The organism is Streptomyces sp. CA-294286, from assembly GCF_050947155.1.
GTDB lineage: Bacteria > Actinomycetota > Actinomycetes > Streptomycetales > Streptomycetaceae > Streptomyces.
Map to the genome: position 1 here is coordinate 2108102 of NZ_CP192005.1, position 25678 is coordinate 2133779.

Here is a 25678-nt window from a genome sequence, read left to right on the forward strand (position 1 = left end):
CCGCGCCCCTTTCCTTCCCACCCCCACTCGTGTCCCGTCCGCTTCCGGCTCCGCCCCTGTGGCGGCGCCGCCGCGGCGTGCGCTCCGCGGTGGCCCTCCTTTCCGGTTTCCCCGTAACGGCCCTCCTACAACGGTGCGATGTCCGGTGCTCCCAGCCGCGCCGCGTCCGCCGTCAGGTCGTCCGGCTGGCGCTGCGACTCCCGCTCCGCCTCGACCCGCTTCTCGTAGTGCTCGACCTCCCGTTCGACCTGTCCCTTGTCCCAGCCCAGGACGGGCGCCATCAACTCCGCGCACTCCAGGGCGCTTCGCGTGCCCCGGTCGAAGGTCTCGATCGAGATGCGGGTACGCCGGGTCAGCACGTCGTCCAGGTGCCGGGCCCCTTCGTGCGAGGCCGCGTAGACGATCTCCGCGCGCAGGTAGTCCTCGGCTCCGGTCAGCGGATTCCCGAGCCCCGGGTCCTCCGCGATCAGGTCCAGCACCTCCTCGGCCAGGGCCCCGTACCGGTTCAGCAGGTGCTCGACGCGCACGACGTGCAGTCCGGTCCGCGCCGCGATCCTGGCCCGCGCGTTCCACAGCGCCCGGTACCCCTCGGCGCCGAGCAGCGGCACGTCCTCCGTGACGCACTCCGCGACCCGCACGTCCAGCGCGTGCACGGCCTCGTCCACCGCGTCCTTCGCCATCACCCGGTACGTCGTGTACTTGCCGCCCGCCACGACCACCAGTCCAGGCACCGGGTGCGCCACCGTGTGCTCGCGGGACAGCTTGCTGGTGGCGTCGGACTCCCCTGCCAGCAACGGCCGCAGGCCCGCGTACACCCCCTGCACGTCGTCCCGGGTCAGCGGCACGGCCAGCACCGAGTTCACGTGCTCCAGCAGGTAGTCGATGTCCGCGCTGGAGGCCGCCGGGTGGGCCTTGTCCAGGTCCCAGTCGGTGTCCGTCGTGCCGACGATCCAGTGCCTTCCCCACGGGATGACGAAGAGGACCGACTTCTCGGTGCGCAGGATCAGTCCGGTGGACGAGTGGATCCGGTCCTTGGGGACCACCAGGTGGATTCCCTTGGACGCGCGCACGTGGAACTGGCCGCGCTCCCCGATGAGGGCCTGGGTGTCGTCCGTCCACACCCCGGTCGCGTTCACCACCTGCTTGGCCCGGATCTCGTACTCCCCCCGGGTCGCGACGTCCTCGACCCGCACGCCGACGACCCGCTCGCCCTCCCGGAGGAAGCCGACGACCCGGGCCCGGTTGGCGACCTGTGCCCCGTACGCGGCGGCCGTGCGGACCAGCGTCGCCACGAAGCGGGCGTCGTCCATCTGCGCGTCGTAGTACTGGAGCGCGCCCGTCAGCGCGTCCTTCTTCAACGCCGGGGCCACCCGCAGCGCGTGCCGGCGCGTCAGGTGCCGGTGCATCGGCAGCCCGCGTCCGTGCCCGGAGGACACCGACATCGCGTCGTACAGCGCCACGCCGGAGCCCGCGTACCACCGCTCCCAGCCCTTGTGCTGGAGCGGGTAGAGGAACGGCACCGGCTTCACCAGGTGCGGAGCCAGCCGTTCCAGCAGCAGCCCGCGCTCCTTCAGCGCCTCCCGCACCAGGGCGAAGTCGAGCATCTCCAGATAGCGCAGCCCGCCGTGGATCAGCTTGCTGGACCTGCTGGAGGTGCCGGAGGCCCAGTCGCGGGCCTCGACGAGTCCGGTGGACAGGCCCCGGGTCACGGCGTCCAGCGCCGTCCCCGCACCGACCACGCCCGCGCCCACCACCAGCACGTCCAGTTCCCGCTCGGCCATCGCGGCGAGCGCCTGGGCGCGCTCGGCCGGTCCCAGTGTCGCTGTCCTCACTGCTGCCTCCCGTTGGTGCGGTTGGTGTGGTGCGGTCGGTGCGTCCGGTGCGGTCCTCGCGAACGGATGTGACCGGGGCCACTGACCCGATTCTCGCCGCAGGCGGGTTCTTCAGCCACCGCCTGTGGACAACCGGGGACGGACGGACCGCCCGACCTCCTACACGATGCCCCGAAATCCCCCATAACGGTCATATTTACGCCTAGTCTGACATTTCCTCGGCTCGAACTGTCCACAGGGCTTGCGCGCCGCCCCGCCCCCGGTTAAGGAGGCGTCGTCGCGGGCCCGGGGACCCAAGGGAAGGACGGCTCACGCCATGCCCGCAGACCTCGCCGTCATCGGACTCGGACACCTCGGCCTCCCCCTCGCCCAGGCCGCCGTCGCCGCCGGCATCGCCACCATCGGGTACGACACCGACCCGCGCCCCGTCGCCGAGCTGGCCGCCGGACGCTCACCCGTGGACGGCTCGCTCTCGGCCGCGGAGATCCGCCGCATGCTGGCCAGGGGCTTCCGCCCGACGACCGATCCCGCCGAACTGGGCCGGGTCCGCACCGCCGTGATCTGCGCACCGACCCGCCTCGGCCCGGACCGCACCCTGGACCTGTCCGCCGTCGAGGCCGCCGCCCGCACCCTCGCCGCCCGGCTGCGCCCGCACACCACCGTGCTGCTGGAGTCCGCCGCCTACCCGGGCGCGACCGAGGAGTTCCTGCGCCCCCTCCTGGAGCAGGGCTCCGGCCTGCGCGCGGGCCGCGACTTCCACCTCGCGCACTCCCCCAGCCGCCTGGACCCCGGCAACCGCACCCACGACTACGCGCACACCCCCAAGGTGATCGGCGGCCTCACCCCCGCCTGCACCGAGTCCGCCGCCGCCTTCTACGGCCGCCTCACCGACAAGGTCGTCCGCGCCCGCGGCCCCCGCGAGTCCGAGACCGTCGGCGTCCTGGAGAGCAACTACCGGCACGTCAACATCGCTCTCGCCAACGAGATGGCAGTCCTCTGCCACGACCTCGGCGTCGACCTGTGGGACGTCATCCGCTGCGCGGAGACCAAGCCGTACGGCTTCCATGCCTTCCGCCCCGGACCCGGCGTCGGCGGCCACAGCGTCCCCCTGGACCCCAACTACCTCTCGTACAGCAGCCGCACCCCCGGCCACCCGCTGCGCATGGTCGGCCTCGCCCAGGAGATCAACGGACGGATGCCGCAGTACGTGATCCAGCGCTGCGCCACCCTCCTCAACGAACACGGCAAGTCCGCCCGCGGCGCCCGCGTCCTGCTCCTCGGCGTCACCTACAAGCCCGACCTCGCCGACCAGGAGGGCTCCCCCGCCCCCGAGATCGCCACCCGGCTGCGGGACATGGGCGCCCACCTCACCTACCACGACCCCCACGTCCCGCACTGGCGCGTGCGCGACGTCCCGGTCCCGCGCGCCGACTCCCTCTACGAGGCGGCGGCCGCGGCCGACCTGACGATCCTGCTCCAGCACCACCGCACGTACGACCTCCAGGGCCTCGCCGTGAAGGCCCAGCTCCTCCTGGACACCCGGGGCGCGAGCCCGGCGGGCGCGGCCCACCGGCTGTGAGGCGCGGGGGCCGCGCACCGGACAGACACCGGTGGCCCGCCACCTCCGCGAAGAGGTGCCGGGCCACGGGTGTGCGTGCGCAAGCGCTCGGCCGCACGGCGCGAGCAGCCGGCCGTACGCGGGAGCGGGTCAGCGGCGGTGCTGCGAGTCCGCCACCGTCACCTCGACGCGCTGGAACTCCTTGAGCTCGCTGTAGCCCGTCGTCGCCATCGAGCGGCGGAGCGCACCGAAGAGGTTCATCGAACCGTCCGGGACGTGCGCCGGGCCGGTGAGGATCTCCTCGGTGGTACCGACGACGCCCAGGTTCATGCGCCTGCCGCGCGGCACGTCCTCGTGGACGGCCTCCATGCCCCAGTGGTGACCCCGGCCGGGCGCGTCCGTGGCGCGGGCCAGCGGGGAGCCCATCATCACGGCGTCGGCACCGCAGGCGACGGCCTTCGGGATGTCGCCGGACCAGCCGACGCCGCCGTCGGCGATGACGTGCACGTACCGGCCGCCGGACTCGTCCATGTAGTCGCGGCGGGCGGCGGCGACGTCGGCCACCGCGGTCGCCATCGGCACCTGGATGCCCAGCACGTTGCGGGTGGTGTGCGCGGCACCGCCGCCGAAGCCCACCAGCACACCGGCGGCACCGGTGCGCATCAGGTGCAGCGCCGCGGTGTACGTGGCGCAGCCGCCGACGATCACCGGGACGTCCAGCTCGTAGATGAACTGCTTCAGGTTCAGCGGCTCGGCGGCGCCGGAGACGTGCTCGGCCGACACGGTCGTCCCGCGGATCACGAAGAGGTCGACACCCGCGTCCACGACGGCCTTGGAGAACTCGGCCGTGCGCTGCGGGGAGAGCGCGGCGGCGGTGACCACGCCCGAGTCGCGCACCTCCTTGATGCGCTGCCCGATCAGCTCCGCCTTGATCGGCTCGGCGTAGATCTCCTGGAGGCGGCGGGTGGCCGCGCCCTCGTCGTTCAGCTCGCGGATCTCGTCCAGCAGCGGCTCGGGGTTCTCGTACCGCGTCCACAGCCCTTCGAGGTTCAGGACGCCCAGTCCGCCGAGCTGCCCGATGCGGATGGCGGTCTCCGGGGAGACGACCGAGTCCATGGGGGCGGCCAGGAACGGCAGCTCGAAGCGGTAGGCGTCGATCTGCCAGGCGATCGAGACCTCCTTCGGGTCCCGCGTACGCCGGCTCGGCACGATGGCGATGTCGTCGAACGCGTACGCCCTGCGGCCGCGCTTGCCGCGCCCGATCTCGATCTCAGTCACGTTGTGTGGCCTTTCCCTCTTGGTCTGCCGTTCCAGTATCCCCGACACGCCCGAAAGGGACGGCCCCGGGAATCCGGAACCGCCCCTTCCAGGACGCGGGTGCTACTTGCGGCTGTAGTTCGGCGCCTCGACCGTCATCTGGATGTCGTGCGGGTGGCTCTCCTTGAGCCCCGCCGACGTGATCCGGACGAAGCGTCCCTTGCTCTCCATCTGGTCCACCGAGGCGGCGCCCACGTAGCCCATCGTCTGGCGCAGTCCGCCGACGAGCTGGTGCAGCACGTTGGCGAGCGGGCCGCGGTAGGGCACCTGGCCCTCGATGCCCTCGGGGACGAGCTTGTCGTCGGAGGACACCTCGGCCTGGAAGTAGCGGTCCTTCGAGTACGAGCGGCCCTGACCGCGGGACTGCATCGCGCCCAGCGAGCCCATTCCGCGGTACGACTTGAACTGCTTGCCGTTGATGAACATCAGCTCGCCCGGCGACTCCTCGCAGCCCGCGAGCAGGGAGCCCAGCATCACGCTGTCCGCGCCCGCCGCGAGGGCCTTGCCGATGTCGCCGGAGTACTGGAGGCCGCCGTCGCCGATGACCGGGACGCCCGCCGCACGGGCCGCGAGCGCGGCCTCGTAGATCGCGGTGACCTGCGGGACGCCGATGCCGGCGACCACGCGCGTGGTGCAGATCGAACCCGGGCCGACGCCGACCTTGACGCCGTCCACACCGGCGTCGATCAGGGCCTGGGCGCCGTCGCGGGTCGCGACGTTGCCGCCGATGACGTCCACGTTCACGGCCGACTTGATCTTGGCCATCCAGGAGAGGGCGTTGCTGTTGTGCCCGTGCGAGGTGTCGACGATCAGGAAGTCCACGCCCGCCCCGGCCAGCGCCTGGGCGCGCTCCAGCGCCTCGGGGCTCGCACCCACGGCCGCACCGACCAGCAGCCGTCCCTCGGCGTCCTTGGCGGCGTTGGGGTACTGCTCGGCCTTCTTGAAGTCCTTGACCGTGATGAGGCCCTTGAGTACGCCCGCGTCGTCGACCAGCGGAAGCTTCTCGATCTTGTGGCGGCGCAGCAGCTCCATGGCGTCCACGCCGGAGGTGCCGACCTTGCCGGTGACCAGCGGCATCGGCGTCATGACCTCACGCACCCGGCGCGAACGGTCCGACTCGAAGGCCATGTCGCGGTTGGTGACGATGCCGAGCAGCTTGCCCGCCGGGTCGGTGACCGGGACGCCGCTGATGCGGAACTTGGCGCACAGCGCGTCGGCCTCGCCGAGCGTGGTGTCGGGGCCGACCGTGATCGGGTCGGTGACCATGCCGGACTCGGAGCGCTTCACGAGGTCGACCTGGTTGACCTGGTCCTCGACGGACAGGTTGCGGTGCAGCACGCCGACGCCGCCCTGCCGGGCCATCGCGATGGCCATGCGGGACTCGGTCACCTTGTCCATCGCCGCGGACAGCAGCGGGATGTTCACACGAACGTTCCGCGAGATGAGGGACGAGGTGTCCACCGCGTTGGGCAGCACTTCGGAGGCGCCCGGCAGCAGCAGCACATCGTCGTAGGTCAGCCCGAGCGTCGCGAATTTCTCCGGCACTCCATCGACGTTCGCAGTCATGACACCTTCCCAAATGGTCTTGCCCGGCGCGGATGTCCATGCTAACGGGAACCCGAGGTGTCGAATTCCACGATCATGACAAGCGGCCGAGTTTGTACGTTTCTCCCGCACGCGGGTACGCCGATGCGGTAGGCGGTGCGCGGTACGGGCGGGAGCGGGCCGGGCTGCGGGTTACTGCCCCGCGAGGGCGCGGAGTCTGCTCAGTGCCCTGTGCTGCGCCACCCGCACCGCGCCCGGGGACATTCCGAGCTTCTGTCCCGTCTCCTCCGCGGTCAGCCCGACGGCGACCCGCAGCACCAGCAGTTCGCGCTGGTGCTCGGGAAGGTTGGCGAGCAGCTTCTTGGCCCAGGCGGCGTCGCTGCTGAGCAGCGCCCGCTCCTCGGGGCCGAGCGAGTCGTCGGGCCGCTCCGGCATCTCGTCGGAGGGCACCGCGGTCGACCCCGGGTGGCGCATGGCCGCCCGCTGGAGGTCGGCGACCTTGTGCGCGGCGATGGCGAAGACGAAGGCCTCGAAGGGCCGTCCGGTGTCCTTGTAGCGCGGCAGCGCCATCAGCACCGCGACGCAGACCTCCTGCGCCAGGTCCTCCACGAAGTGACGAGCATCACCGGGCAGCCGGGACAGCCGGGACCTGCAATAGCGCAGGGCGAGCGGGTGGACGTGGGCGAGCAGGTCGTGGGTGGCCTGCTCGTCGCCCTCGACGGCGTGGTGCACCAGGGCACCGATGGCCCCCTGGGCCGCCACCGCCTCGTCGTCGCGCATCGGTCCATGGTGCCTTGACGTTCCGGCATCCGCGCCGCCGCGCCCGTAGTTGTGCACTGAAGCGTTATGAGCAGGTACGCCAGGACTCATCTCCCGCGCCCTCCCCTTCCGCTCGACCGATCCGTTCCCGAGGAACCCCATCCCTCAAGGATGCGGCATCGGCCGCCGAACCGGGATCGGGCGTCCTGCTCCCCGCCCGCGCGAGGGCGGGCGGGGGACCACACTCACCTGTCCGGTCAGCGGACCAGGCCCCAGCGGAACCCGAGCGCCACCGCGTGCGCACGGTCCGAGGCGCCCAGCTTCTTGAAGAGCCTCCTGGCGTGCGTCTTCACGGTGTCCTCGGAGAGGAACAGCTCGCGGCCGATCTCGGCGTTGGAGCGGCCATGGCTCATTCCCTCCAGCACCTGGATCTCGCGGGCGGTGAGGGTGGGCGCGGCGCCCATCTCGGCGGACCGCAGCCGACGCGGGGCGAGCCGCCACGTCGGGTCGGCGAGCGCCTGCGTGACGGTCGCGCGCAGCTCGGCGCGGGACGCGTCCTTGTGCAGATAGCCGCGGGCTCCGGCGGCGACCGCGAGCGCGACCCCGTCGAGGTCCTCCGCGACCGTCAGCATGATGATCCGGGCGCCGGGGTCGGCGGACAGCAGACGCCGGACCGTCTCGACGCCGCCGAGACCGGGCATCCGTACGTCCATCAGAATCAGGTCCGAACGGTCGGCGCCCCAGCGGCGGAGGACTTCCTCGCCGTTGGCCGCAGTCGTCACGCGCTCGACACCGGGCACGGTCGCGACCGCGCGACGGAGCGCTTCTCGGGCAAGCGGGGAGTCGTCGCAGACGAGGACGGATGTCATGACCGTCCTCCGCAGCTCTTGCGCGTCACCTTGGGCCTCCAGGCTGAATACAAGTCGTCACCTGTGCGGTTGACGCTCTCGGACACCTGCCCGATCGCCTTTTCCTTCAACCGCCTCAGCCAACTCAACGACGGTCACTCGAAAGAGTTACGGCCCGTGATCCGGCCTCTCGTGCCCCCACTGCACCATTTAGTCGCTTTTCTTCCCTTTTGCTGGTGTCTGTGGCTAGATTTCCAATGAGTCATATTTTCATCTACTCAGATGGTAGATGTACCGTCTCGCACAGAGTTTCCGCCTCAGCACAGACGCAAGGGGACAACCAATGGCAGATTTCTCCCGCCTTCCCGGACCCAACGCCGACCTGTGGGACTGGCAGCTCCTCGCGGCCTGCCGCGGGGTCGACAGCTCGCTGTTCTTCCACCCGGAGGGCGAGCGCGGGGCCGCGCGAAGCGCACGTGAGAACTCGGCGAAGGAGGTCTGCATGCGGTGCCCGGTGCGCGCGCAGTGCGCGGCGCACGCGCTCCAGGTCCGCGAGCCCTACGGGGTGTGGGGCGGCCTCACCGAGGACGAGCGCGAAGAGCTGATGGGCCGCGCCAGACACCGGCTGGTCCCGGCCGGAGGAGCGGTCGGCGGCACGGCGGCGGGGGCGGCGACCGCGAAGAAGCAGGACCCGGTGGCGGGCGGCGGCGCACAGCACGCCCGGCGCGTCACCCTGCTGAAATAGCCGCACCCGCGGAGAACGGCCTGTCGGCCACGCCCTGAAGGAACGTTTCTCCTCCGCCTTCGCCCCACCCGTCGGTCAACCACCCGGATGGCGGCAGGCCGGAGCGGCGGGGACGCCGGACACCTGCTCGGCGGACCGGCCGGGGCCCTACGGCCCGGAAAGCGGTGCCCGGCCGGGCCGGACGCCGGATGGTCAGCGGGTCGCGGCGCGTGCCAGCTGGTCGAGCGTGGCCGCCACCGCGGGCACCTGCGCCAGGTCGGGCAGGGTGAGCGCGACGATCTCGCGCTGCACGGCCGGTTCCACCGCGACGGTGCGCACCGCCTTGTGCAGGACCGACTCCAGCGCCAGTTCCGGCAGGACGGCGACGCCGAGGCCCGCACCGACCAGGCCCATAACCGCCGGGTAGTCGTCGGTGGCGAAGTCGATGCGGGGAGCGAAGCCCGCGCTCTCGCAGACCTCCACGAGCTGCCGGCGGCAGCGCGGGCAGCCCGCGATCCAGGGCTCCTCGGCCAGTTCGCCGATGCCGACGGTGCCTGCCCCGTCGAGCCGGTGCCCCTCGGGGACGAGGCCGACCAGCCGGTCGGTGAGGAGGGGGCGTACGACCAGGTCGGTCCAGTCCTCGGTGGCACCGCCCGGCCCGTAGCGGAAGGCGAGGGCCACGTCGCAGTCGCCCTCGCGGAGCATCTCCACCGAGCGCGGCGGTTCGGCGTCGACGAGGGAGACGCGGGTGCCGGGGTGGGCGGCGCGCAGAGCGGCGAGCGCGGTGGGGACCAGGGTGGAACTGCCGGAGGGGAAGGAGACGAGCCGGACCCGGCCCGCCCGCAGGCCCGCGATCGCGGCGACCTCCTCCTCGGCCGCGGTGAGCCCGGCGAGGATGCCCGCCGCATGCCTGACCAGGGCCTCGCCCGCTTGGGTGAGGCGCATCTCGCGGCCGGTGCGGATGAGCAGGGTGGTGCCCGCCGACTGCTCCAGGGCCTTCATCTGCTGGCTGACGGCCGGCTGGGTGCAGCCCAGCTCGCGGGCGGCGGCGGAGAAGGACCCGGTGGCGGCGACTGCGCGCAGGACGCGGAGGTGGCGGGCTTCGATCATGGGGCCGAGTATAAGACGGGCTTGGGTCCGGGGGTGAATTGTCGGTCGAGGCTTTGGGGCGCCTCGGCTGGCGTGCAGCGTCATGAAGCTGCTGAGTGTCCATCGGGGGCGGGCAACGGCCAGCGCCCGCAGCGGCCGGCCGGAAGGCTGACGGGCTGGGCATGGGCATGGGCACGCGGCCCGCGGAAGGGCCGGTGGAGGGGCGCGATCCGGGCCCCCGGGCACCGGCGGCAGCGGGCTCGTCGGCGACGACGTGTGCGACCTGCGGCATCACGGCGGCACCCGGCAGTCCGTGTACGCGTATGCCCACGAGGAGGTACCAGGCCGGTTCCTTCCGGCACGATGACCGATCGCCGCCGGACCACCTGGAGGCCGAGCTGGAACGCCCGCTGCGCAAAGGGGAGTTCAGTGCGAACTTCACCACCCTGGGCCCGGACGTGAACGGGGCGCTGCCCGGCGAGCGGTGGCGGGTCGGCCCGGACCTGGTCCTGGCCCTGGCCCTGGTCCTGGTCCTGGAGGTGACCGCCTCGCGCGTCCCGTGCCACACGTTCGCGGGCGCGCTGGACGAGAAGCTGCGGGCGCGTTGGACGAGTAGCAGTGGGTGCAGCGCTTCACGGCGGCGGCGATCCCGGGTGCGTACCTCAAGGTGGTGGGGCCGGACTCGGTACGGGGCCCGGGACGCCATCACGGTGCTGCACCGGCCCGCGCACGAGGTGACGGTGGCGACGCACTTCCGGGCGTACACCCTGCAACGCGACCCGCTGCCACGGCTCCTGGAGGCCGGGGACGTACTCTCCCCGTACACCCGGGAGAAGGCACTCGCTCACCTGGAGAAGCACGGCAGCGTGGCACGGGCGGGCAACTGGGGCGGATGGCGCACCGGTTGGGGATCGGGGCGTTCGGCGATCACCCGGGGCACTACCGTGGTCCGCATGACGACTGCACTGATCACCGGAGCGACCGCAGGCATCGGCTCCGCCTTCGCACGGCGCCTGGCCGCCGACGGGCACCACCTGGTGCTGGTGGCCCGGAACACCGAGCGCCTCCGGGAACAGGCGACGGAGCTGCACGACAAGCACGGCGTGGAGGCGGAGGTCCTGGCCGCCGACCTGTCCACGGACGAGGGCATCGCGGCCGTCGAGGAACGGCTCGCGGACCTCACGCACCCGGTGGACCTGCTGGTCAACAACGCCGGATTCGGCAACAAGGGCGAGTTCCTCGAAGTCCCGATGGCCGACGAGCTCACCATGCTCAAGGTGCACTGCGAGGCCGTGCTGCGGCTGACGTCGGCGGCCCTGCGCGGCATGAAGGAGCGGCGGCGCGGCGGGGTCGTCAACGTCGCCTCGGTGGCCGCCTTCGTGCCGCGCGGGACGTACGGGGCGAGCAAGGCGTGGGTGGTGCAGTTCACCCAGGGCGCGGCGAAGGACCTCAGCGGGAGCGGAGTGCGGCTGATGGCGCTGTGCCCGGGTTTCGTACGGACGGAGTTCCACGAACGCGCCGGGATGGGCACGGACAACATCCCGTCGTGGATGTGGCTGGACGCCGACAAGCTGGTGGCGGAGGCGCTCAAGGACCTCGCCCGGGGCAAGACGCTGTCGATCCCCGACCCGCGCTACAAGGCGCTGATGGGTGTGGTGAAGGTGGCCCCCCGCGGACTGCTGGGCGGGATCACGTCGAAGACGGGGCGGAAGTACGGCCCGCAGTAGGCCCAGACGTACGGGTGCTGCGCCGCGCCACGTCGTGTCGTGCTGTGTCATGCCGCGCTGTGCTGTGTCGCGCCGCGCTGTGCCGTGCCGCGCTGGGTCGCGTCGTGTCGCCCGTGGCACGGCGTGGCCGTGTCCGGTCCTCCTCAGCGGGCGGGACGGGGGCTTTGTCCTACCGCTCCCGTCCTGCGCGGCAGGCCCTGTGTCGTGGCCGCTGCCGCCACCCGCGGCGTGCCAGGACGCGCCGAAGCCCGGCTCACCGTCGCGAGGACGGTGAGCCGGGCTTCGGCGTGGTGCGGCCGGACCGGTCGTACTGCCGGTCCCGGACTCAGTGCGAGTGGCCGTGGCCACCGTGGCCGTGACCGGCGTCGCCCTCGTCCTCGGCCGGCTTCTCGACGACCAGGGTCTCGGTCGTGAGCAGCAGCGAGGCGATGGACGCGGCGTTCTCCAGCGCGGAGCGGGTGACCTTGACCGGGTCGATGACGCCGGCCTTGACCAGGTCGCCGTACTCGCCGGTGGCGGCGTTGAAGCCCTGGCCCTTGTCGAGCTCGGAGACCTTCGAGGTGATGACGTAGCCCTCAAGGCCGGCGTTCTCGGCGATCCAGCGCAGCGGCTCGACGGCGGCGCGGCGGACGACCGCGACACCCGTGGCCTCGTCGCCGGTCTTGCCGAGGTTGCCGTCCAGGACCTTCACGGCGTGGACGAGCGCGGAGCCACCACCGGAGACGATGCCCTCCTCGACCGCGGCGCGGGTCGCGGAGATGGCGTCCTCCAGACGGTGCTTCTTCTCCTTGAGCTCGACCTCGGTCGCGGCGCCGACCTTGATGACGCAGACGCCGCCGGCGAGCTTCGCCAGGCGCTCCTGCAGCTTCTCGCGGTCCCAGTCGGAGTCCGTGGACTCGATCTCGGCCTTGATCTGGTTGACGCGGCCCTTGACGTCCTCGGCGTTGCCGCCGCCGTCGACGATGACCGTGTCGTCCTTGGAGATCGTGACGCGGCGGGCGGTGCCCAGTACGTCCATGCCGGCCTGGTCGAGCTTGAGGCCGACCTCCTCGGCGATGACGGTGGCACCGGTGAGGGTGGCCATGTCGCCGAGCATCGCCTTGCGGCGGTCGCCGAAGCCGGGGGCCTTGACGGCCACGGCGTTGAACGTGCCGCGGATCTTGTTGACGACGAGGGTGGAGAGCGCCTCGCCCTCGACGTCCTCGGCGATGATCAGCAGCGGCTTCGAGCCACCGTTCTGGATGACCTTCTCCAGGAGCGGCAGCAGGTCCTGGATCGAGCCGATCTTGCCCTGGTGGATCAGGATGTACGGGTCGTCGAGGACGGCCTCCATACGCTCCTGGTCGGTCACCATGTACGGGGACAGGTAACCCTTGTCGAAGGCCATGCCCTCGGTGAAGTCGAGCTCCAGGCCGAAGGTGTTGGACTCCTCGACGGTGATGACACCGTCCTTGCCGACCTTGTCCATCGCCTCGGCGATGAGCTCGCCGACCTGCTGGTCCTGCGCGGAGAGCGCGGCCACGGCGGCGATGTCGGACTTGTCGTCGATCGGGCGGGCGGTCGCGAGGAGCTCCTCGGACACGGCCTTGACGGCGGCGTCGATGCCCTTCTTCAGGGCGGCCGGGGAGGCGCCGGCGGCGACGTTGCGCAGACCCTCGCGGACGAGCGCCTGGGCCAGCACGGTGGCGGTGGTCGTACCGTCACCCGCGATGTCGTTGGTCTTGGTCGCCACCTCCTTCACCAGCTGGGCGCCGAGGTTCTCGTACGGGTCGTCGAGCTCGACCTCGCGGGCGATGGTGACGCCGTCGTTGGTGATGGTCGGGGCGCCGAACTTCTTGTCGATGACGACGTTGCGGCCGCGCGGGCCGATCGTCACCTTCACGGTGTCGGCAAGCTTGTTGACGCCGCGCTCAAGGGCGCGACGGGCGTCCTCGTCGAACTTCAGGATCTTCGCCATGGAGCTTTTCAAGTCCTCTCGGAATACGAACTGCGCAAAACGAGCCGCGCCCCTGACCACCCGGCGTGTGAGCGGGGGCCAGGGGCGCGGTTCAACAGATGCAGAAGTGAGTTACTTCTCGATGATCGCGAGAACGTCGCGAGCCGAGAGGACGAGGTACTCCTCGCCGCTGTACTTCACCTCGGTGCCGCCGTACTTGCTGTACAGCACTACGTCGCCGACGGAGACGTCGAGCGGCAGGCGCTCGCCGTTCTCGAAGCGGCCCGGGCCCACGGCCAGGACGACGCCCTCCTGGGGCTTCTCCTTGGCGGTGTCCGGAATGACCAGGCCAGAGGCGGTGGTCTGCTCTGCGTCGAGCGGCTGGACCACGATGCGGTCCTCAAGCGGCTTGATGGCAACCTTGGAGCTTGCGGTCGTCACGATCCGGTCTCCCCCTTCGGAGATCTCACGGGGTTAACAGTCTGGGGTGGCGACCAGGTGGATCCGTCGTCGCGGGTGCCGGACCTGCCCGTCGCTGTGTTGGCACTCTCCAGTGGTGAGTGCCAGCACCGAGACTATGACGCGGTTAGCACTCGGTCAAGCGGAGTGCCAATTGAGGCGGGCCGGATGTGGCGGGCGGGTACGAACGGACGGCTCACAGGTAGTCCTCCAGGCGGGCCACCGTGAAGCCCTGGTCCTGTATGCGGCGCAGCATGCGGGCGGTCATCTCGGTGATGGTCGAGCCCTTGAGCTCGTCCGGGCCGCGGAAGTGGGCGAGGACGATGTCGCCGGACTTGAGCCGGTCGCCCTCCGCGTACCGCATGTTGTGGATCTGCATCGACTCCCGCCACAGGACGAGCGCCTTCACCCCGCAGCTGCCCGCCGCGCGCACGGTGTCGGCGTTGTAGTTGCCGTACGGCGGGCGGAAGAGGGCCGGGCGGGTGCCGAAGCGGGCTTCGAGGCGGTCCTGCTGGTCGCAGATCTGCTTGCGCTGACCCTCGTACGGGAGCGTCCGCAGGTTGGCGTGGCTTGTGGTGTGGTTCTGGATGGCGCCGCCGCCCGCGTCGCGCAGCTGCTCGAAGTGGCCGTAGTCGCTCCTCGCGACGCTGTCCGTGAGGAACATGCTGCTCGGGAGCTTCAACTCGCCGACCATCCTCACGAATTGCGGGTCCTTCTCGGCACCGTCGTCGAAGGTGAGGAAGACGACCTTGTCCTTCGTCCGCACCCGGTCGAACACGACCGGCGGGCCGGACGGTTCGAGCATCGGCGTACGGTCCGGCTTCGCCGGAGCCGGCGCGAGGGGGCCCGCCAGTCCCCATTTCGCGTACGCCTTCAGCGGTACGCCCCGGGCGTCGGCCCCCGGCGCGGCGGGAGCGCCCTGGCCCGGGGTGGTGCTGCCGGGGGCGGTGCTTGCGGGGCGGTGGAGTCGGGGGTGGTGCCAGGGGTGGTGGAGCCGGGGGGCTCGGTGGCCGGGGCCGGAGAGGCCGCTTCCGGGGGCCCACCCCCCTCCCCCTCCTCCCCGGAGCCCTTTCCGGAGCATCCCCCCGCCCCCAGCACCAACACGCCGGCCGCCAACGCCCCCGCCACCCACGACACCGACCGGCGTGCCCGTACTCGCATCAGACGTAGTCCTCCAGCTTGGCCACGGCGTAGCCCTTGGCCGTGATCGTCTTCATGACGCGACGAATCATGTCGGGCATCGATCCCTTCCAGTCACCCGGCCCCCGGAAGTGGGTGAGCACGATGTCCCCGGGGTGCAGGTCCTTGTCCCACTCGCGCCACTCCATCCGGTCCGGGAAGGCTTCCGCCGCCCACAGCGGAACGGCTTTCACTCCGCAGGTCTTGGCGGCGCGGAGGGTGTCCTTGTTGTAGTTGCCGAACGGCGGCCGGAAGAGCGGGGGCCGGGTGCCGTAACGCCTTTCCAGGTTGGTCTGCTGCCCGCAGATCTCCTTCTTCTGCTGCCGGTAGGAAAGTCCGGGCAGATAGCGGTGGTTGAGGGTGTGGTTGTGCAGGGCCACGCCCTTGTCCTGCATCTTCTTGAAGTAGCCGTAGTCCTCCTTCACCACGTAGTCGGCGAGGAACGCGCTGTAGGGGATCTTCAGCTCGTCCATCATCCGGATCAGCTCCGGGTCCTTCTCGGCACCGTCGTCGATGGTCAGGAAGACGACCCGCTCCTTGACCGGCACGGTCGTGAAGACCGGCGGCAGCGACTCGGACACCTGCCCGTCCACCTCGAAGCCCTTGCGGGTCCCGATCCTGGGCTTGACTGCGGGCGGCGCGGGAGCTGCCAGCGGCGTCCGGACGAGGCCCCAGCGTTTCGCGGCGACGGCTCGGGCCGCCTGCTGCGCCTCGGCCGCCTCCCGCGCACGCCGCGCCTTCTCCGCGGGCGGAAGCAGGGCCCCCGCCGCACCGTCCACCGTCCTGCCCGTACGGTTCTCTCCCTGTCCGTTCCCCTCCTTCACCGCGGCGGCCCCGCCCCGCCCGCCCGTCTCCTGCTGTGCCGGGGTGGCGCACCCCGAGGCGATCGCGGCCAGTACCAGGACCGCGATGCCCATGATTCCTCTTCTTCGCCCTCCTGCTCCTGAGTTGTGCACAGGAAGACCTCTTTCTTCGGCTTGTCGTACAAGTCGCATGGCGCCGCATCCTGTCAGCGGGAATCCCCGCGAACCCCGCGACACCGCGAGGGGAGGCGCGCCGTCCCCCACTCGGCGCACACCCGGCCCGGCCGACGCAGCCCGCCGCCCTGGCCCACAATGGGCCGGGTGACGAACCACCCCGGCCGCCCCGCCACCGACTCCCGCGCCGCCCCCGCCGACACCCCCGCCGACACCCCCGCCGCGGACCGGCCCACCGACCCCGCGACCGCCGCCTTCCGTTCCCTGTTCACCGACGAGGGCCAGGCCCTGCTCGCCGAACTGCGGGACCACGACCCCGCCCAGGAGCTGGCCCTGGCGACGCGGCTGCGCCGCGACCACTCCCCCGAGCTGGTGTCGGCGGCGCTGTCCCAGGCGCGACTGCGCCAGCGGGCGGTGGCGAAGTTCGGGGCCCAGGACGCGCGCCGGATGTACTTCACGCCCCACGGCGTCGAGCAGTCGACCCGCAGGTCGGTCGCCGAGTACCGGGCGGCCCGTTTCCGCGCGCTCGGCCCGGCCCGGGTCCTGGACCTCTGCGGCGGCATCGGCGGCGACGCCCTCGCGATGGCCCGCGCGGGCCTGTCCGTCGAGGCCGTGGACCTCGACCCGACGACCTGCCTGGCCGCCCGCGCCAACGCGGAGGCACTGCTCCCCGACCCGGCCGCGCTGTCCGTCGTCACGGCGGACGTGACGACGTACGACCTGACCGGTGCGCAGTCGCTCTTCGTCGACCCGGCGCGCCGCTCGGGCGCCCGGGGCAGGATCTTCGACCCGGAGGCGTACTCACCGCCGCTGTCCTTCTCCGTCGACGCGGTGCGGAAGGTCGGCCTCGGCGCCATCAAGATCGCCCCCGGCATCCCGCACGAGCTGGTCCCGGACGACTTCGAGGCCGAGTGGATCTCCGACAACGGCGACGTGAAGGAAGCGGTCCTGTGGCATGCGGCGGACGCCCCGGCCCACGGAGCCGGCCCCGCCCCCGCCCCCGCCTCCGCCTCCGAAATCTCGCCCGCCCCGGTCGTCGCCGGCGCCCGCCGCGCCACCCTGCTCCCGTCCGGCGTGAGCCTCGTCGGCCGGGGCCTGCCGGACCCCGCGGTACGGAAGGTGGGCCGGTACCTCTACGAGCCGGACGGCGCGGTCATCCGCGCGCACCTCGTCGCCGAGGTCGCCGAGGAGCTCGACGGCGGTCTGATCGACGAGACGATCGCGTACATCACCGCCGACGAGCTGCGCCCCACGCCGTATGCCACGCCGTACGAGATCACCGACGAACTGCCCTTCGGGGTGAAGAAGTTGAAGGCCCTCCTGCGGGAGCGCGAGGTCGGCGTCCTGACGGTCAAGAAGCGCGGTTCGGCCGTCGAGCCGGAGGAGCTCCGCAAGAAGATGAAGCTCTCCGGCAGGAACTCGGCCACCGTCTTCCTGACCCGGGTCGCCGGTGCCCCCGCCATGCTGGTGGGCCGCCCCGCACACCCGTAGGGTCATGCATTCTTCCCGGCCGCGAGCGGCTCAGCTCGTGGGTGTGGCCGGCCGCGCGGGACACGTAGCCGGTTCCGGCCACGTCCGGCCCTGCGCCGTCCAAGGCCGCCCCTGCGTCGGCCAGGACTGCCGTACGTACGCGCGTCGCCCCCCGCGCCGGCCAGGGTTGCCGTACGCACGCGCGACGCTCCCGGGGCCGGGGCTGCCGTGTGTACGGGACGGCCGCCGATCCACCCGCTCAGGGTTGCCGTACGTACCCGGCTGCGGGGCGGCCGGCGGGCAGCCGTACCGCCCACCGGTAGTGCCCCACCGCCTTCACCGTGCCCAACAGCCCCACCACCCACATCACGAAGCCCATCCCGATGAAGTACGCCGCGTCTGCGTACGTCGCCGCTCCCGGGCGCGCGGTCGCCGCGTACCCGAGCGAGGTCCACAGTCCGGCCGCCGCGAGCACGAAGGAGGGCAGCAGCCACCCCAGGCTGCGGCCGGGCGCGCGCAGTCGGGCGTCCACGGCCGGATCGGGCCCCAGCTCGCCCCAGGCGCGCAGCCGTTCGCGTACCGTCCGGTCGCGCCGCACGCCCAGCCCCAGCAGCACGACGGCGGGCACGAGCGCGCCGACGCCCAGCAGGAGGAAGACGCCGCCGATCAGGACGTCGGGGAAGACGCCGCCCTCGAAGGTCTGGAGTGCCACGCCGACGCAGCACCACCCGACGGCGAGCAGGGCCGCGTACAGCCAGAAGCCGACGGCCGCGGGCGCCCCGAGCCACCGGCGGCCCAACTCCTCCATGGCGCGCGCCCGATCGGCCAGCATCGCTTCCCGGCCGGGCCAGGAGCGCAGGTACGGGGGCGGCGGAGGTGGCGGCAGGGGCAGGCGGGGCATGGGCGTCCTCAAGGGCACGGCGGGCGGGGGCCGCGAAGGACGCTACCGTCCGCGTTCTCGCGCACGGGCGGCTGGGTCGGAGGACGCCGGGCGGAGTGCTTCGGAGTGCACGAGGCAGTGGTCGGGCTGAGGTGCTCCGGGGCCGGGGTGCCCCGGGAGGCCGTCGCGGCACCGGACGGGCGCGTTCCGGCGGCGGGGCGGGCGTGCCGGGCTGGGCCGGGCTGGGGGCCGAGGGGCCGGGCCGGGTCAGAGGTCGGTCAGCTCGTCCGCGTACACCTGTGAGAGCGGCTGCGGGCCCACGTACTGCTGGCAGTTGCAGGTGCCGGCCTCGAAGCGGACCGGCTTCTTGTTCTCGTCCCAGGCGGTCGGCTTCTCGACCAACTCGTGGCACTTGCCGGCCTTGTCGTGCTTCGCGAGGTGGTGCGTGCAGCCGCAGATCGGCTCGGGCGGCTTCTGGGCCGCCTCCAGCGCCAGCCGTTCCTGCCGCTGTGCCTCGATGCGCTGCAGTTGGCGTTCGTGCCGGGTGGCCAGCGCCTGCCTGCCCGCGTTCGCGAGCCCTCCGAAGCCGCCCATCATGAAGAAGATGAACAACCACCAGTACCAAGCCATTCGGACGTTCCTTCCCCCGGCTGCCACGCCTGTACGACCAGAGTACGCCGTTCGGCCGTAGGGAGCCCGGGGGCGTCGGCGTCCGCGGAAACCGTCCGCTCCGGCCGCCGCGCGGGGCGAGGAACGCGGACGGGCCGCCTCCGCGGGCCCGGGGGCCGTGCGCAGGCGGCCCGTGCGGGACCGGACGAAACGGACGGGACTACCGGGGTTCCGGCGTCAGCGCACCGGTGTCCGAGGCGGTCGCGGGGGCGGTGAGGTCCGCCGGGAGCGCGGTGTCCGCGGGGGCCGCCGTGTCCGCCGGGACCGCGGCGTTCGACGGGAGCTGCTCGGCCTGGGCTTCGCCGTCCGCCGCCGAGCGGTGGTGGCCGCACCAGCCGACGTGACCGAGGTTGTCGACGTACTTGGCGCTCATCCAGCCGGAGCGGTCCCACAGCTTGAACCAGATCGCGTTCCCGGCGACGTTCTGGCCGCGCACCTTGCACGCGATGCGGACGACGGCGTGCCCGCGGTACGAGCCGATCCGCGCCGAGTGCGTGGTCGGGCGGGAGCGGACGAACTGACCGTGCTTGGCCGTCACCTTCCCCGCGACCCCGTGCCGTGCGGTGCTCTGCGCGTTCTCCGTGGCCGCTGCGGGTGCGGGGGGCGTGGCGAGGGCGACGGCCGGCGCGCACAGTGCGAGCGCGATTCCGACGGACACTGCGCCCAGGCGGGCCTGGGCGACCTTCAGCTGTACGGACATACTCCGGGACTCCTTCGGTGACGGCGGAGGGGGGACACCCCTGGCATCGCCGAGTCTCAAATGGAATTGTCCGAAAAGCGGTCAACGCCACTCGCAGGTCAGCCGTTCGGCCCAGCCCCGGCGGACGCGTCCCGTCCGTCCGTCCCGACCGACTCGAAGCGCCACCTGTGCACCGCCCGCACGATCAACTCCGGTTCTGGTTCCGGGAGTTCGGGCAGTTCGGCGTCGAAGGGGGCGTCCCACCAGGTGATGACGAGGACCCGGTCCTGCGGTGCCCGGAGGATCTCCCGGCGCACAGGGGCCGCGGCCAGGACCTCCGCCTGGGCGTGGGCCCACTCCAGGAGTTCGGGGCCGCTGCCGTCGACGGCGCGGGCCTCCCACATCAGAGCGACCGTCATGAGTAGAGGTTGTCCTTGCTGATCTCGTGGACGTGGTCGTGGGAGTGCGTGTGCCCGTGCCCCGGTACGTGCGGTTCCGTCACCGGCAGCGAGGAGTCCGCCGACAGGTCCCAGTCGGAGGCCGGACGGTTGCGGGCGACCATCTCCGCCCCCAGCGCGGCGACCATCGCGCCGTTGTCCGTGCACAGGCCGGGCCGCGGCACCCGCAGCCGGATCCCGGCGCGTTCGCAGCGCTCAGCGGCGAGGGCGCGCAGCCGGGAGTTGGCGGCGACGCCGCCGCCGATCATCAGGTGGTCGACGCCCTGGTCCTTGCAGGCGCGCACGGCCTTCTTGGTCAGTACGTCGACGACCGCCTCCTGGAAGGACGCGGCGACGTCGCGCACCGGGACCTCCTCGCCCGCGTTGCGCCTGGCCTCGATCCAGCGGGCGACGGCGGTCTTGAGGCCGGAGAAGGAGAAGTCGTACGCCGGGTCGCGGGAGCCCGTCAGGCCGCGCGGGAACGCGATGGCCTTCGGGTCGCCCTCCTTGGCGAGGCGGTCGATGACCGGACCGCCGGGGAAGCCCAGGTTCAGCACGCGGGCGATCTTGTCGAACGCCTCGCCCGCCGCGTCGTCGATGGTCGCGCCCATCGGGCGGACGTCGGAGGTGATGTCGGGGGCGAGCAGCAGGGAGGAGTGCCCGCCACTTACCAGCAGCGCCATGGTCGGCTCGGGGAGCCTGCCGTGTTCGAGCTGGTCGACGCAGATGTGCGAGGCGAGGTGGTTGACGCCGTACAGGGGCTTGCCCAGGGCGTACGCGTAGGCCTTCGCTGCGGTCGTGCCGACCAGGAGCGCGCCCGCGAGGCCGGGGCCCGCGGTGACCGCGATGCCGTCCAGGTCGGAGGCGGCGATGCCGGCTTCCTTGAGTGCGCGTTCGATGGTGGGGACCATCGCTTCGAGGTGGGCGCGCGAGGCGATCTCGGGGACGACTCCGCCGAACCTGGCGTGCGTGTCGACGCTGGAGGCGACCGCGTCGGCGAGCAGCGTCGTGCCGCGGACGATGCCGACGCCCGTCTCGTCGCAGGAGGTCTCGATGCCGAGGACCAGGGGTTCGTCGATACCGCTGGTGAGGTTCATGACTGGATCTTCTCTGTCTCTTCGGTCGTCGTGCGGCGCATCACGAGCGCGTCGACGTTGCCCGGCTGGTAGTAGCCCTTGCGGAAGCCGATCGGCTCGAAGCCGAAGCGTTCGTAGAGCTTCTGCGCGCGCGTGTTGTCGACCCGTACTTCCAGGAGGACTTCGGTGCACTCGAAGGCGGTGGCGTGCTTGAGCAGGTCGGCGAGCAGGCGCGCGCCGAGGCCGGTGCCCCACTGGTCGCGGGCGACGGCGATGGTCTGGACGTCGCCGAGGTCGCCGGCGGCGGCGAGGCCCGCGTATCCGACGACGCGGCCGGTGGCCGGGTCCTCGGCGACGACGTAGCGGCGGGTGGCGCGGGGGCCGCGCGCGTGCGCCAGCTCGGACCAGAACATGCCGGGCGACCAGGCGTCCTCGGGGAACAGCTCGTGTTCGAGGGCGAGCACGGGATCGATGTCCCACCAGCGCATCTCGCGCAGCACCTGTGCCTGGGCGGTCGCGGGAGCGGTCACTTGGGGGTGACCACCTTGTAGTTCTTGGGGACCTGCGCGTCGGGGCGGCGCAGGTAGAGAGGGAGCGGCGCGAGGAAGCCCTCGCCGCCCGCGGCCAGTCTCTCGGCGGCCAGTGCGGCGAGGGCGGCGGCCGACACGTGCTCGGGGCCGCGCGCGTCGGGGAACGCCTCGGGGTACAGGAGGGCGCCCGCGCCCACCACGGGCAGGCCGGCGAGCTGGGCGGCGAGGTCGGCGGGGCGGTCCACGGCGGGTTCGCTCGTACGGGTGCGGGGGTCGTCGTAGCGCGCCCAGTAGACCTCCTTGCGGCGGGCGTCGGTGGCCACCGCGAAGGGTCCCTCCACCTCGCTCGCGTACGCCAGCGCGTCCAGCGTGCACAGTCCGTGCACGGGGACGCCGAGGGCGAAGCCGAAGGTCTCCGCCGTCGCGAGCCCGACCCGCAGGCCGGTGTACGGGCCGGGGCCGACGCCCACGACCAGGTCGGTGACGGCGTCGAGTTCCAGCCCGGCGTCGCGCAGGGTCGTGTCGACGAGGGGCAGCAGCAGTTCCCCGTGCCGGCGGGCGTCGATCCGGGTGGTCTCGGCGACGACGGAGCTGCCGTCGTGGAGGGCGACGGTGACGGCGGGGGTGGCGGTATCCACAGCGAGCAGGAGCACGCGAACAGCCTACGGCCCGGACGGCGGAAGCACGGCGTCCGGACGGGCCGCGCACCGGCTGCTACCGTCACGACAAAGTCGTGCGGAAGCTCGTGCGCCAGGGCCCGGCAGGCCCGGTGGCGGGCTCGCGCGGAACGCGGCGCGGTGCCTCGCAGAGAGGCGGAACGAAAGGTGCAGCAAGGTGGCTAGCAGCAGCTCGGGAATCGTGGCCGGGCTCACCGCGGGGGCACTCGCCGTCGTCGGTTTCCTCAGCTACCAGGCATCGGCGAACGCGCCCGACTCGGTGGCCGCGCCCAGTGCGTCCGTGTCCCCCGGCGCGACGCCCACGGGCAAGGGGAAGGCCGTCAAGCCGTCGCCGCTGGCCCTGCCCGCCGACTCCGGGACCGGCACCCGGGTCGTGTACTCGCTGTCCGGCAAGCGTGTGTGGCTGGTGGACGCCACCGCTCCGGCGGCCTCGCGGCAGAAGCCCCCGACCTACCCGGTCGCGCCGAGCGCGGTCAGCCCGTCGCCGGACACCTACCGGGTCTCCACCCGCTCCCTGCGGATCACCGGATCGGACGGCAAGCCGGTCGAGCACGTGGTGCGGTTCGCGAACGTGGACGGGGTGACGGTCGGCTTCAGTGCGGCCGTCGACGGCACGATGCCGACGCCGGGCGCGCAGCCCCAGGAGGGGACGGGCGCGGTACGGATGGCGCGCGAGGACGCGACGGAGGTGTGGGAGTTCGCGACGGTCGGCGTCAAGGTCGTCGTCGTGCCGTAACGCTCCTACGGGTCGCCCCTGGCGGCTGGGCGCGAAGGAAGCGCGGGGGTTTCTCGGCGCACGCGGGGGTCACTGGGCGCGTGGGACCGCCGGGCGCAGGGGTCGCTGGGGCTACTGGGCCAGGCTGCCAAGCAGCCAAGCCGCGCAAGGGGCCACTGGGCCGTCCTGCCGAAGAAGCCCAAAGGCTCGCTGGGCCGACCTGCCGGAGAAGCGCCAGGGGTCGTTGGGGCACCAGGAAAGCGCAGGGAGCTCGCTAGGCGGCTTCGCGGCGCCTTGCGGACCCCTTCTCGCCGTCCGGGGCCCGTTCGGCCGCTTTCCGGGGCGGGGTCGACACCGCCGTGGCCGCCGCACACGAGGCGAGCAGGGCGCGCATGGTCACGGGGGTACCGGCGCCGGGTGCGGCGGCAGGCGTCATGGGCTTCTCGTCTTCTCGTTCCGGTGCCGACATGGACGCCTCCTGGGGCGACGGGGGCAGGCGCAGCGAGACGGGAGGTTAGGCTGACCTAACCACGGCCTCCGGACCATGTGACCACGCCCGGCACCCCGGATGCAACATCTTCCCGACACGTTGTCGGAATCTACGGGGAGAACGCACGGCGGGCCGCTCAGGTTCCCAGCGCCGCCAGCTCGCCTCCCGCCCAGCGCTGCCCGATCCCGTCCAGCCGCACCGTGCGCACGTCGTCGTCGGTGTCACCGGTCGCGCGGTCGATGACGACGTGCAGCCGGTCCGCGGAGAGCTCCTCCACCTTGCCGTCGCCCCACTCCACGACGATCACCGATTCGGGCAGCGACACGTCCAGGTCCAGGTCCTCCATCTCGTCGAGCCCGCCGCCGAGCCGGTACGCGTCGACGTGCACCAGCGGCGGCCCGTCACCGAGGGAGGGGTGTACGCGGGCGATGACGAAGGTCGGCGAGGTCACGGCCCCCCGTACGCCCAGTCCCGCACCGAGGCCGCGGGTCAGCGTGGTCTTGCCCGCGCCGAGCTCGCCGGTGAGCATCACGAGGTCGCCGGGGCGCAGCAGCTTCGCCAGCGAGTGCCCCAACTCCCCCATTTCTGCGGGGGAGTTGACGGTGAGGGTGTGAGAGTGGACCGGGATGACGTCAGGGGCGTTCGCAGCGGCCCCGCTGTGCGGTGCTTCCATGGGGATCAACGTTAGCCGTCGGCGGCAGGACGCCGACGCGGGCCAGCAGCTCCGCGAGGCGGTAGCTCACCAGCTCGGGGTGTTCGAGCATGACGAGGTGACCGGCGTCGGGGACGACGACCAGCTCCGCGTCCGGCAGCAGCGCCGCGATGGCCTCGCTGTGCGAACTGGGGGTGACCAGGTCCGACACCCCGGCCAGCACCAGCACCGGGACCTCCGCGAAGATGCGCAGCGCGGCCGTCTTGTCGTGGTCCTGGAAGGCCGGGTAGAACTCGGCGACCACGTCTATCGGCGTCCCCTCGATCAGCCGCTCCGCGAACCGCGCGACCGCCGGATCCACGTCCCGCGACCCGAAGGAGTACCGCTTCACCACGCCCGCGAACAGGTCGGCGGTGGCCCGCCGCCCCCGCTCCACCAGTTCCGTCTGCGAGCCCAGGGTGCGCAGGACACGCGGCAGGAAGCGCCGCACCGCGTTCACCCCCGCGACCGGCAGCCCGAAGTTGACCTCGCCCAGCAGTCCGGACGACGTGCCGACGAAGGCGACGCCGACGACGCGCTCGCGAATCAGCTCCGGGAACTGGTCGGCCAGCGCCATCATCGTCATCCCGCCCATCGAGTGCCCCACCAGCACCAGGGGCCCCTCGGGGGCGGCGGCGTCGATGACGGCCTTGAGGTCCCGGCCGAGCTGGTCGATGTCGACGGGCACGCCGTGCGCCTGTCCCGCGCCGCGTGCCGAACGGCCGTGGCTGCGCTGGTCCCAGTGGACCGTGCGGACCACACCGCGCAGGGCGGCGCGCTGGAAGTGCCAGGAGTCCTGGTTGAGGCAGTAGCCGTGACTGAAGACGACGGTCACCTGTTCGGCGGCACGGCGACCGGATTCGGCGGCACGGCTGCCGACGAGGGCGGAGCGCCCGTCACCGGATCCGGGTGCCTTCGCCCCGCCGCTGCCCGGTCGGCCCGCCCCGTCCGGTCCGCGGCGGCCGGTGGTACCGGGGGCCGCGCGCGAACCGGCGGGGGCGCCGCCCGGTCCGTACGCGCCGTTCGGTCCCGCGGCTCCGCCCGTCCCGTCCGGCCCACGAGACCCCTCGGGACCGTCCGAGGCGTACGGGTCGTCCGTCTCGAAGTACAGCTCGGTGCCGTCGTCGGCGAGGGCCGTACCGGGGGTGCCGCGCAGCGCCCCGTACGGGGCGGCCGCGTCGAGGGCGAGGCGGGCCTTCTTGCGCATGCCGCGGCCGACGGTGAGCCGTTCGATGGCCACACCCGCGGCGGCGCCCGCCGCGACCACCCCTATGGCCGTCCCGGCCAGCCCCGCGCGACGCCAGCCCCCGGCCGGCGCCGAAGCGGTACGGGCCGCGTCGGCCGCCACCCGGGCCGCGGCGGTCACGCCCTCCGCGCTGCTCTCGCTCACGTGCCGCTCCTCGTCGCTGCGCTG

24 protein-coding genes and 2 pseudogenes are annotated in these 25678 nt (G+C 72.3%); 6 read left to right on the forward strand and 20 right to left on the reverse strand.

Annotated features, from left to right (window positions below; translation table 11 throughout):
* Positions 1-125: 125 nt before the first annotated feature.
* Positions 126-1832: a glycerol-3-phosphate dehydrogenase/oxidase gene (locus tag ACQPZG_RS13935; protein ID WP_433546122.1), complete on the reverse strand. Its 1707-nt coding sequence runs from the start codon at positions 1830-1832 to the stop codon at positions 126-128.
* Positions 1833-2148: 316 nt separating this feature from the next.
* Here ACQPZG_RS13935 and ACQPZG_RS13940 point away from each other — a divergent pair, with 316 nt between their 5' ends.
* Positions 2149-3411, forward strand: coding sequence for a nucleotide sugar dehydrogenase (locus tag ACQPZG_RS13940; protein ID WP_433546123.1), 1263 nt, complete (start codon positions 2149-2151; stop codon positions 3409-3411).
* 129 nt (positions 3412-3540) lie between these two features.
* Here ACQPZG_RS13940 and ACQPZG_RS13945 read toward each other — a convergent pair whose 3' ends face one another.
* The 4 genes from ACQPZG_RS13945 to ACQPZG_RS13960 form a co-directional block, all read right to left on the reverse strand.
* Entirely contained in the window at positions 3541-4668 is a 1128-nt protein-coding gene (locus ACQPZG_RS13945; protein WP_433546124.1) for a GuaB3 family IMP dehydrogenase-related protein, read from the reverse strand.
* Between the two features lie 102 nt (positions 4669-4770).
* The gene (guaB, locus tag ACQPZG_RS13950; protein ID WP_433546125.1) at positions 4771-6273 is read right to left on the reverse strand and encodes an IMP dehydrogenase; all 1503 of its coding nucleotides are present in this window, start codon (positions 6271-6273) and stop codon (positions 4771-4773) included.
* A 171-nt stretch (positions 6274-6444) separates the two neighbouring features.
* On the reverse strand, positions 6445-7032 hold the full coding sequence (locus ACQPZG_RS13955) for a sigma-70 family RNA polymerase sigma factor (protein WP_185028094.1): 588 nt from the start codon (positions 7030-7032) through the stop codon (positions 6445-6447).
* Between the two features lie 236 nt (positions 7033-7268).
* The gene (locus ACQPZG_RS13960) at positions 7269-7880 is read right to left on the reverse strand and encodes a response regulator transcription factor (protein ID WP_003948568.1); all 612 of its coding nucleotides are present in this window, start codon (positions 7878-7880) and stop codon (positions 7269-7271) included.
* Between the two features lie 322 nt (positions 7881-8202).
* Here ACQPZG_RS13960 and ACQPZG_RS13965 point away from each other — a divergent pair.
* Positions 8203-8526: pseudogene (locus tag ACQPZG_RS13965) on the forward strand (WhiB family transcriptional regulator); the annotation flags it as partial.
* A 270-nt stretch (positions 8527-8796) separates the two neighbouring features.
* Here the strand turns inward: ACQPZG_RS13965 and ACQPZG_RS13970 are convergent.
* Positions 8797-9693 (reverse strand): LysR family transcriptional regulator, encoded by an 897-nt coding sequence (locus ACQPZG_RS13970; protein ID WP_433546126.1) that lies wholly within the window; start codon positions 9691-9693, stop codon positions 8797-8799.
* Positions 9694-9995: 302 nt separating this feature from the next.
* Here ACQPZG_RS13970 and ACQPZG_RS13975 point away from each other — a divergent pair.
* A pseudogene (locus tag ACQPZG_RS13975) lies at positions 9996-10217 on the forward strand (MOSC domain-containing protein); the annotation flags it as partial.
* A gap of 408 nt (positions 10218-10625) precedes the next feature.
* Positions 10626-11399 carry an SDR family NAD(P)-dependent oxidoreductase gene (locus ACQPZG_RS13980; RefSeq protein ID WP_433549398.1) on the forward strand — a complete coding sequence of 258 codons (774 nt, stop codon included), beginning with the start codon at positions 10626-10628 and terminating at the stop codon, positions 11397-11399.
* A gap of 325 nt (positions 11400-11724) precedes the next feature.
* Here ACQPZG_RS13980 and groL read toward each other — a convergent pair whose 3' ends face one another.
* The 4 genes from groL to ACQPZG_RS14000 all read right to left on the reverse strand — a co-directional run bounded on the left by groL (position 11725) and on the right by ACQPZG_RS14000 (position 15968).
* On the reverse strand, positions 11725-13356 hold the full coding sequence (gene groL / locus ACQPZG_RS13985) for a chaperonin GroEL (RefSeq protein ID WP_433546127.1): 1632 nt from the start codon (positions 13354-13356) through the stop codon (positions 11725-11727).
* Positions 13357-13467: 111 nt separating this feature from the next.
* Positions 13468-13776, reverse strand: coding sequence for a co-chaperone GroES (groES, locus tag ACQPZG_RS13990; protein ID WP_185028083.1), 309 nt, complete (start codon positions 13774-13776; stop codon positions 13468-13470).
* Positions 13777-13990: 214 nt separating this feature from the next.
* Positions 13991-14599 carry a polysaccharide deacetylase family protein gene (locus ACQPZG_RS13995; protein ID WP_433546128.1) on the reverse strand — a complete coding sequence of 203 codons (609 nt, stop codon included), beginning with the start codon at positions 14597-14599 and terminating at the stop codon, positions 13991-13993.
* Positions 14600-14954: 355 nt separating this feature from the next.
* Complete coding sequence (locus tag ACQPZG_RS14000; RefSeq protein WP_433546129.1) at positions 14955-15968, reverse strand: polysaccharide deacetylase family protein; 1014 nt, start codon at positions 15966-15968, stop codon at positions 14955-14957.
* A 120-nt stretch (positions 15969-16088) separates the two neighbouring features.
* Here ACQPZG_RS14000 and ACQPZG_RS14005 point away from each other — a divergent pair, with 120 nt between their 5' ends.
* Complete coding sequence (locus ACQPZG_RS14005; protein ID WP_433546130.1) at positions 16089-17441, forward strand: class I SAM-dependent methyltransferase; 1353 nt, start codon at positions 16089-16091, stop codon at positions 17439-17441.
* Positions 17442-17679: 238 nt separating this feature from the next.
* Here ACQPZG_RS14005 and ACQPZG_RS14010 read toward each other — a convergent pair whose 3' ends face one another.
* The 7 genes from ACQPZG_RS14010 to tsaB all read right to left on the reverse strand — a co-directional run bounded on the left by ACQPZG_RS14010 (position 17680) and on the right by tsaB (position 22329).
* Complete coding sequence (locus ACQPZG_RS14010; RefSeq protein ID WP_433546131.1) at positions 17680-18321, reverse strand: hypothetical protein; 642 nt, start codon at positions 18319-18321, stop codon at positions 17680-17682.
* A gap of 246 nt (positions 18322-18567) precedes the next feature.
* Positions 18568-18930, reverse strand: coding sequence for a hypothetical protein (locus tag ACQPZG_RS14015; RefSeq protein WP_433546132.1), 363 nt, complete (start codon positions 18928-18930; stop codon positions 18568-18570).
* Between the two features lie 199 nt (positions 18931-19129).
* Entirely contained in the window at positions 19130-19669 is a 540-nt protein-coding gene (locus ACQPZG_RS14020) for a hypothetical protein (RefSeq protein ID WP_433546133.1), read from the reverse strand.
* 98 nt (positions 19670-19767) lie between these two features.
* The gene (locus ACQPZG_RS14025) at positions 19768-20067 is read right to left on the reverse strand and encodes a hypothetical protein (RefSeq protein WP_433546134.1); all 300 of its coding nucleotides are present in this window, start codon (positions 20065-20067) and stop codon (positions 19768-19770) included.
* Positions 20064-21182: a tRNA (adenosine(37)-N6)-threonylcarbamoyltransferase complex transferase subunit TsaD gene (tsaD, locus tag ACQPZG_RS14030; protein WP_433546135.1), complete on the reverse strand. Its 1119-nt coding sequence runs from the start codon at positions 21180-21182 to the stop codon at positions 20064-20066. Before tsaD ends, ACQPZG_RS14025 begins: the two co-directional genes overlap by 4 nt.
* Positions 21179-21649: a ribosomal protein S18-alanine N-acetyltransferase gene (gene rimI / locus ACQPZG_RS14035; RefSeq protein ID WP_433549399.1), complete on the reverse strand. Its 471-nt coding sequence runs from the start codon at positions 21647-21649 to the stop codon at positions 21179-21181. The genes tsaD and rimI overlap by 4 nt, the downstream gene beginning before the upstream one ends.
* A 38-nt stretch (positions 21650-21687) precedes the next feature.
* On the reverse strand, positions 21688-22329 hold the full coding sequence (gene tsaB / locus ACQPZG_RS14040; RefSeq protein WP_433549400.1) for a tRNA (adenosine(37)-N6)-threonylcarbamoyltransferase complex dimerization subunit type 1 TsaB: 642 nt from the start codon (positions 22327-22329) through the stop codon (positions 21688-21690).
* Positions 22330-22525: 196 nt separating this feature from the next.
* Here tsaB and ACQPZG_RS14045 point away from each other — a divergent pair, with 196 nt between their 5' ends.
* A complete protein-coding gene (locus ACQPZG_RS14045) occupies positions 22526-23104 on the forward strand; it encodes a hypothetical protein (RefSeq protein ID WP_433546136.1) in 579 nt (192 codons plus the stop codon).
* A gap of 253 nt (positions 23105-23357) precedes the next feature.
* On the opposite strand, the gene ACQPZG_RS14050 is transcribed toward ACQPZG_RS14045, so the two are convergent.
* The 3 genes from ACQPZG_RS14050 to ACQPZG_RS14060 form a co-directional block, all read right to left on the reverse strand.
* Positions 23358-23552, reverse strand: coding sequence for a hypothetical protein (locus tag ACQPZG_RS14050; RefSeq protein ID WP_433546137.1), 195 nt, complete (start codon positions 23550-23552; stop codon positions 23358-23360).
* A 157-nt stretch (positions 23553-23709) separates the two neighbouring features.
* On the reverse strand, positions 23710-24246 hold the full coding sequence (tsaE, locus tag ACQPZG_RS14055) for a tRNA (adenosine(37)-N6)-threonylcarbamoyltransferase complex ATPase subunit type 1 TsaE (RefSeq protein ID WP_433546138.1): 537 nt from the start codon (positions 24244-24246) through the stop codon (positions 23710-23712).
* Positions 24206-25630 carry an alpha/beta fold hydrolase gene (locus tag ACQPZG_RS14060; protein ID WP_433549401.1) on the reverse strand — a complete coding sequence of 475 codons (1425 nt, stop codon included), beginning with the start codon at positions 25628-25630 and terminating at the stop codon, positions 24206-24208. Before ACQPZG_RS14060 ends, tsaE begins: the two co-directional genes overlap by 41 nt.
* Between the last annotated feature and the right edge of the window lie 48 nt (positions 25631-25678).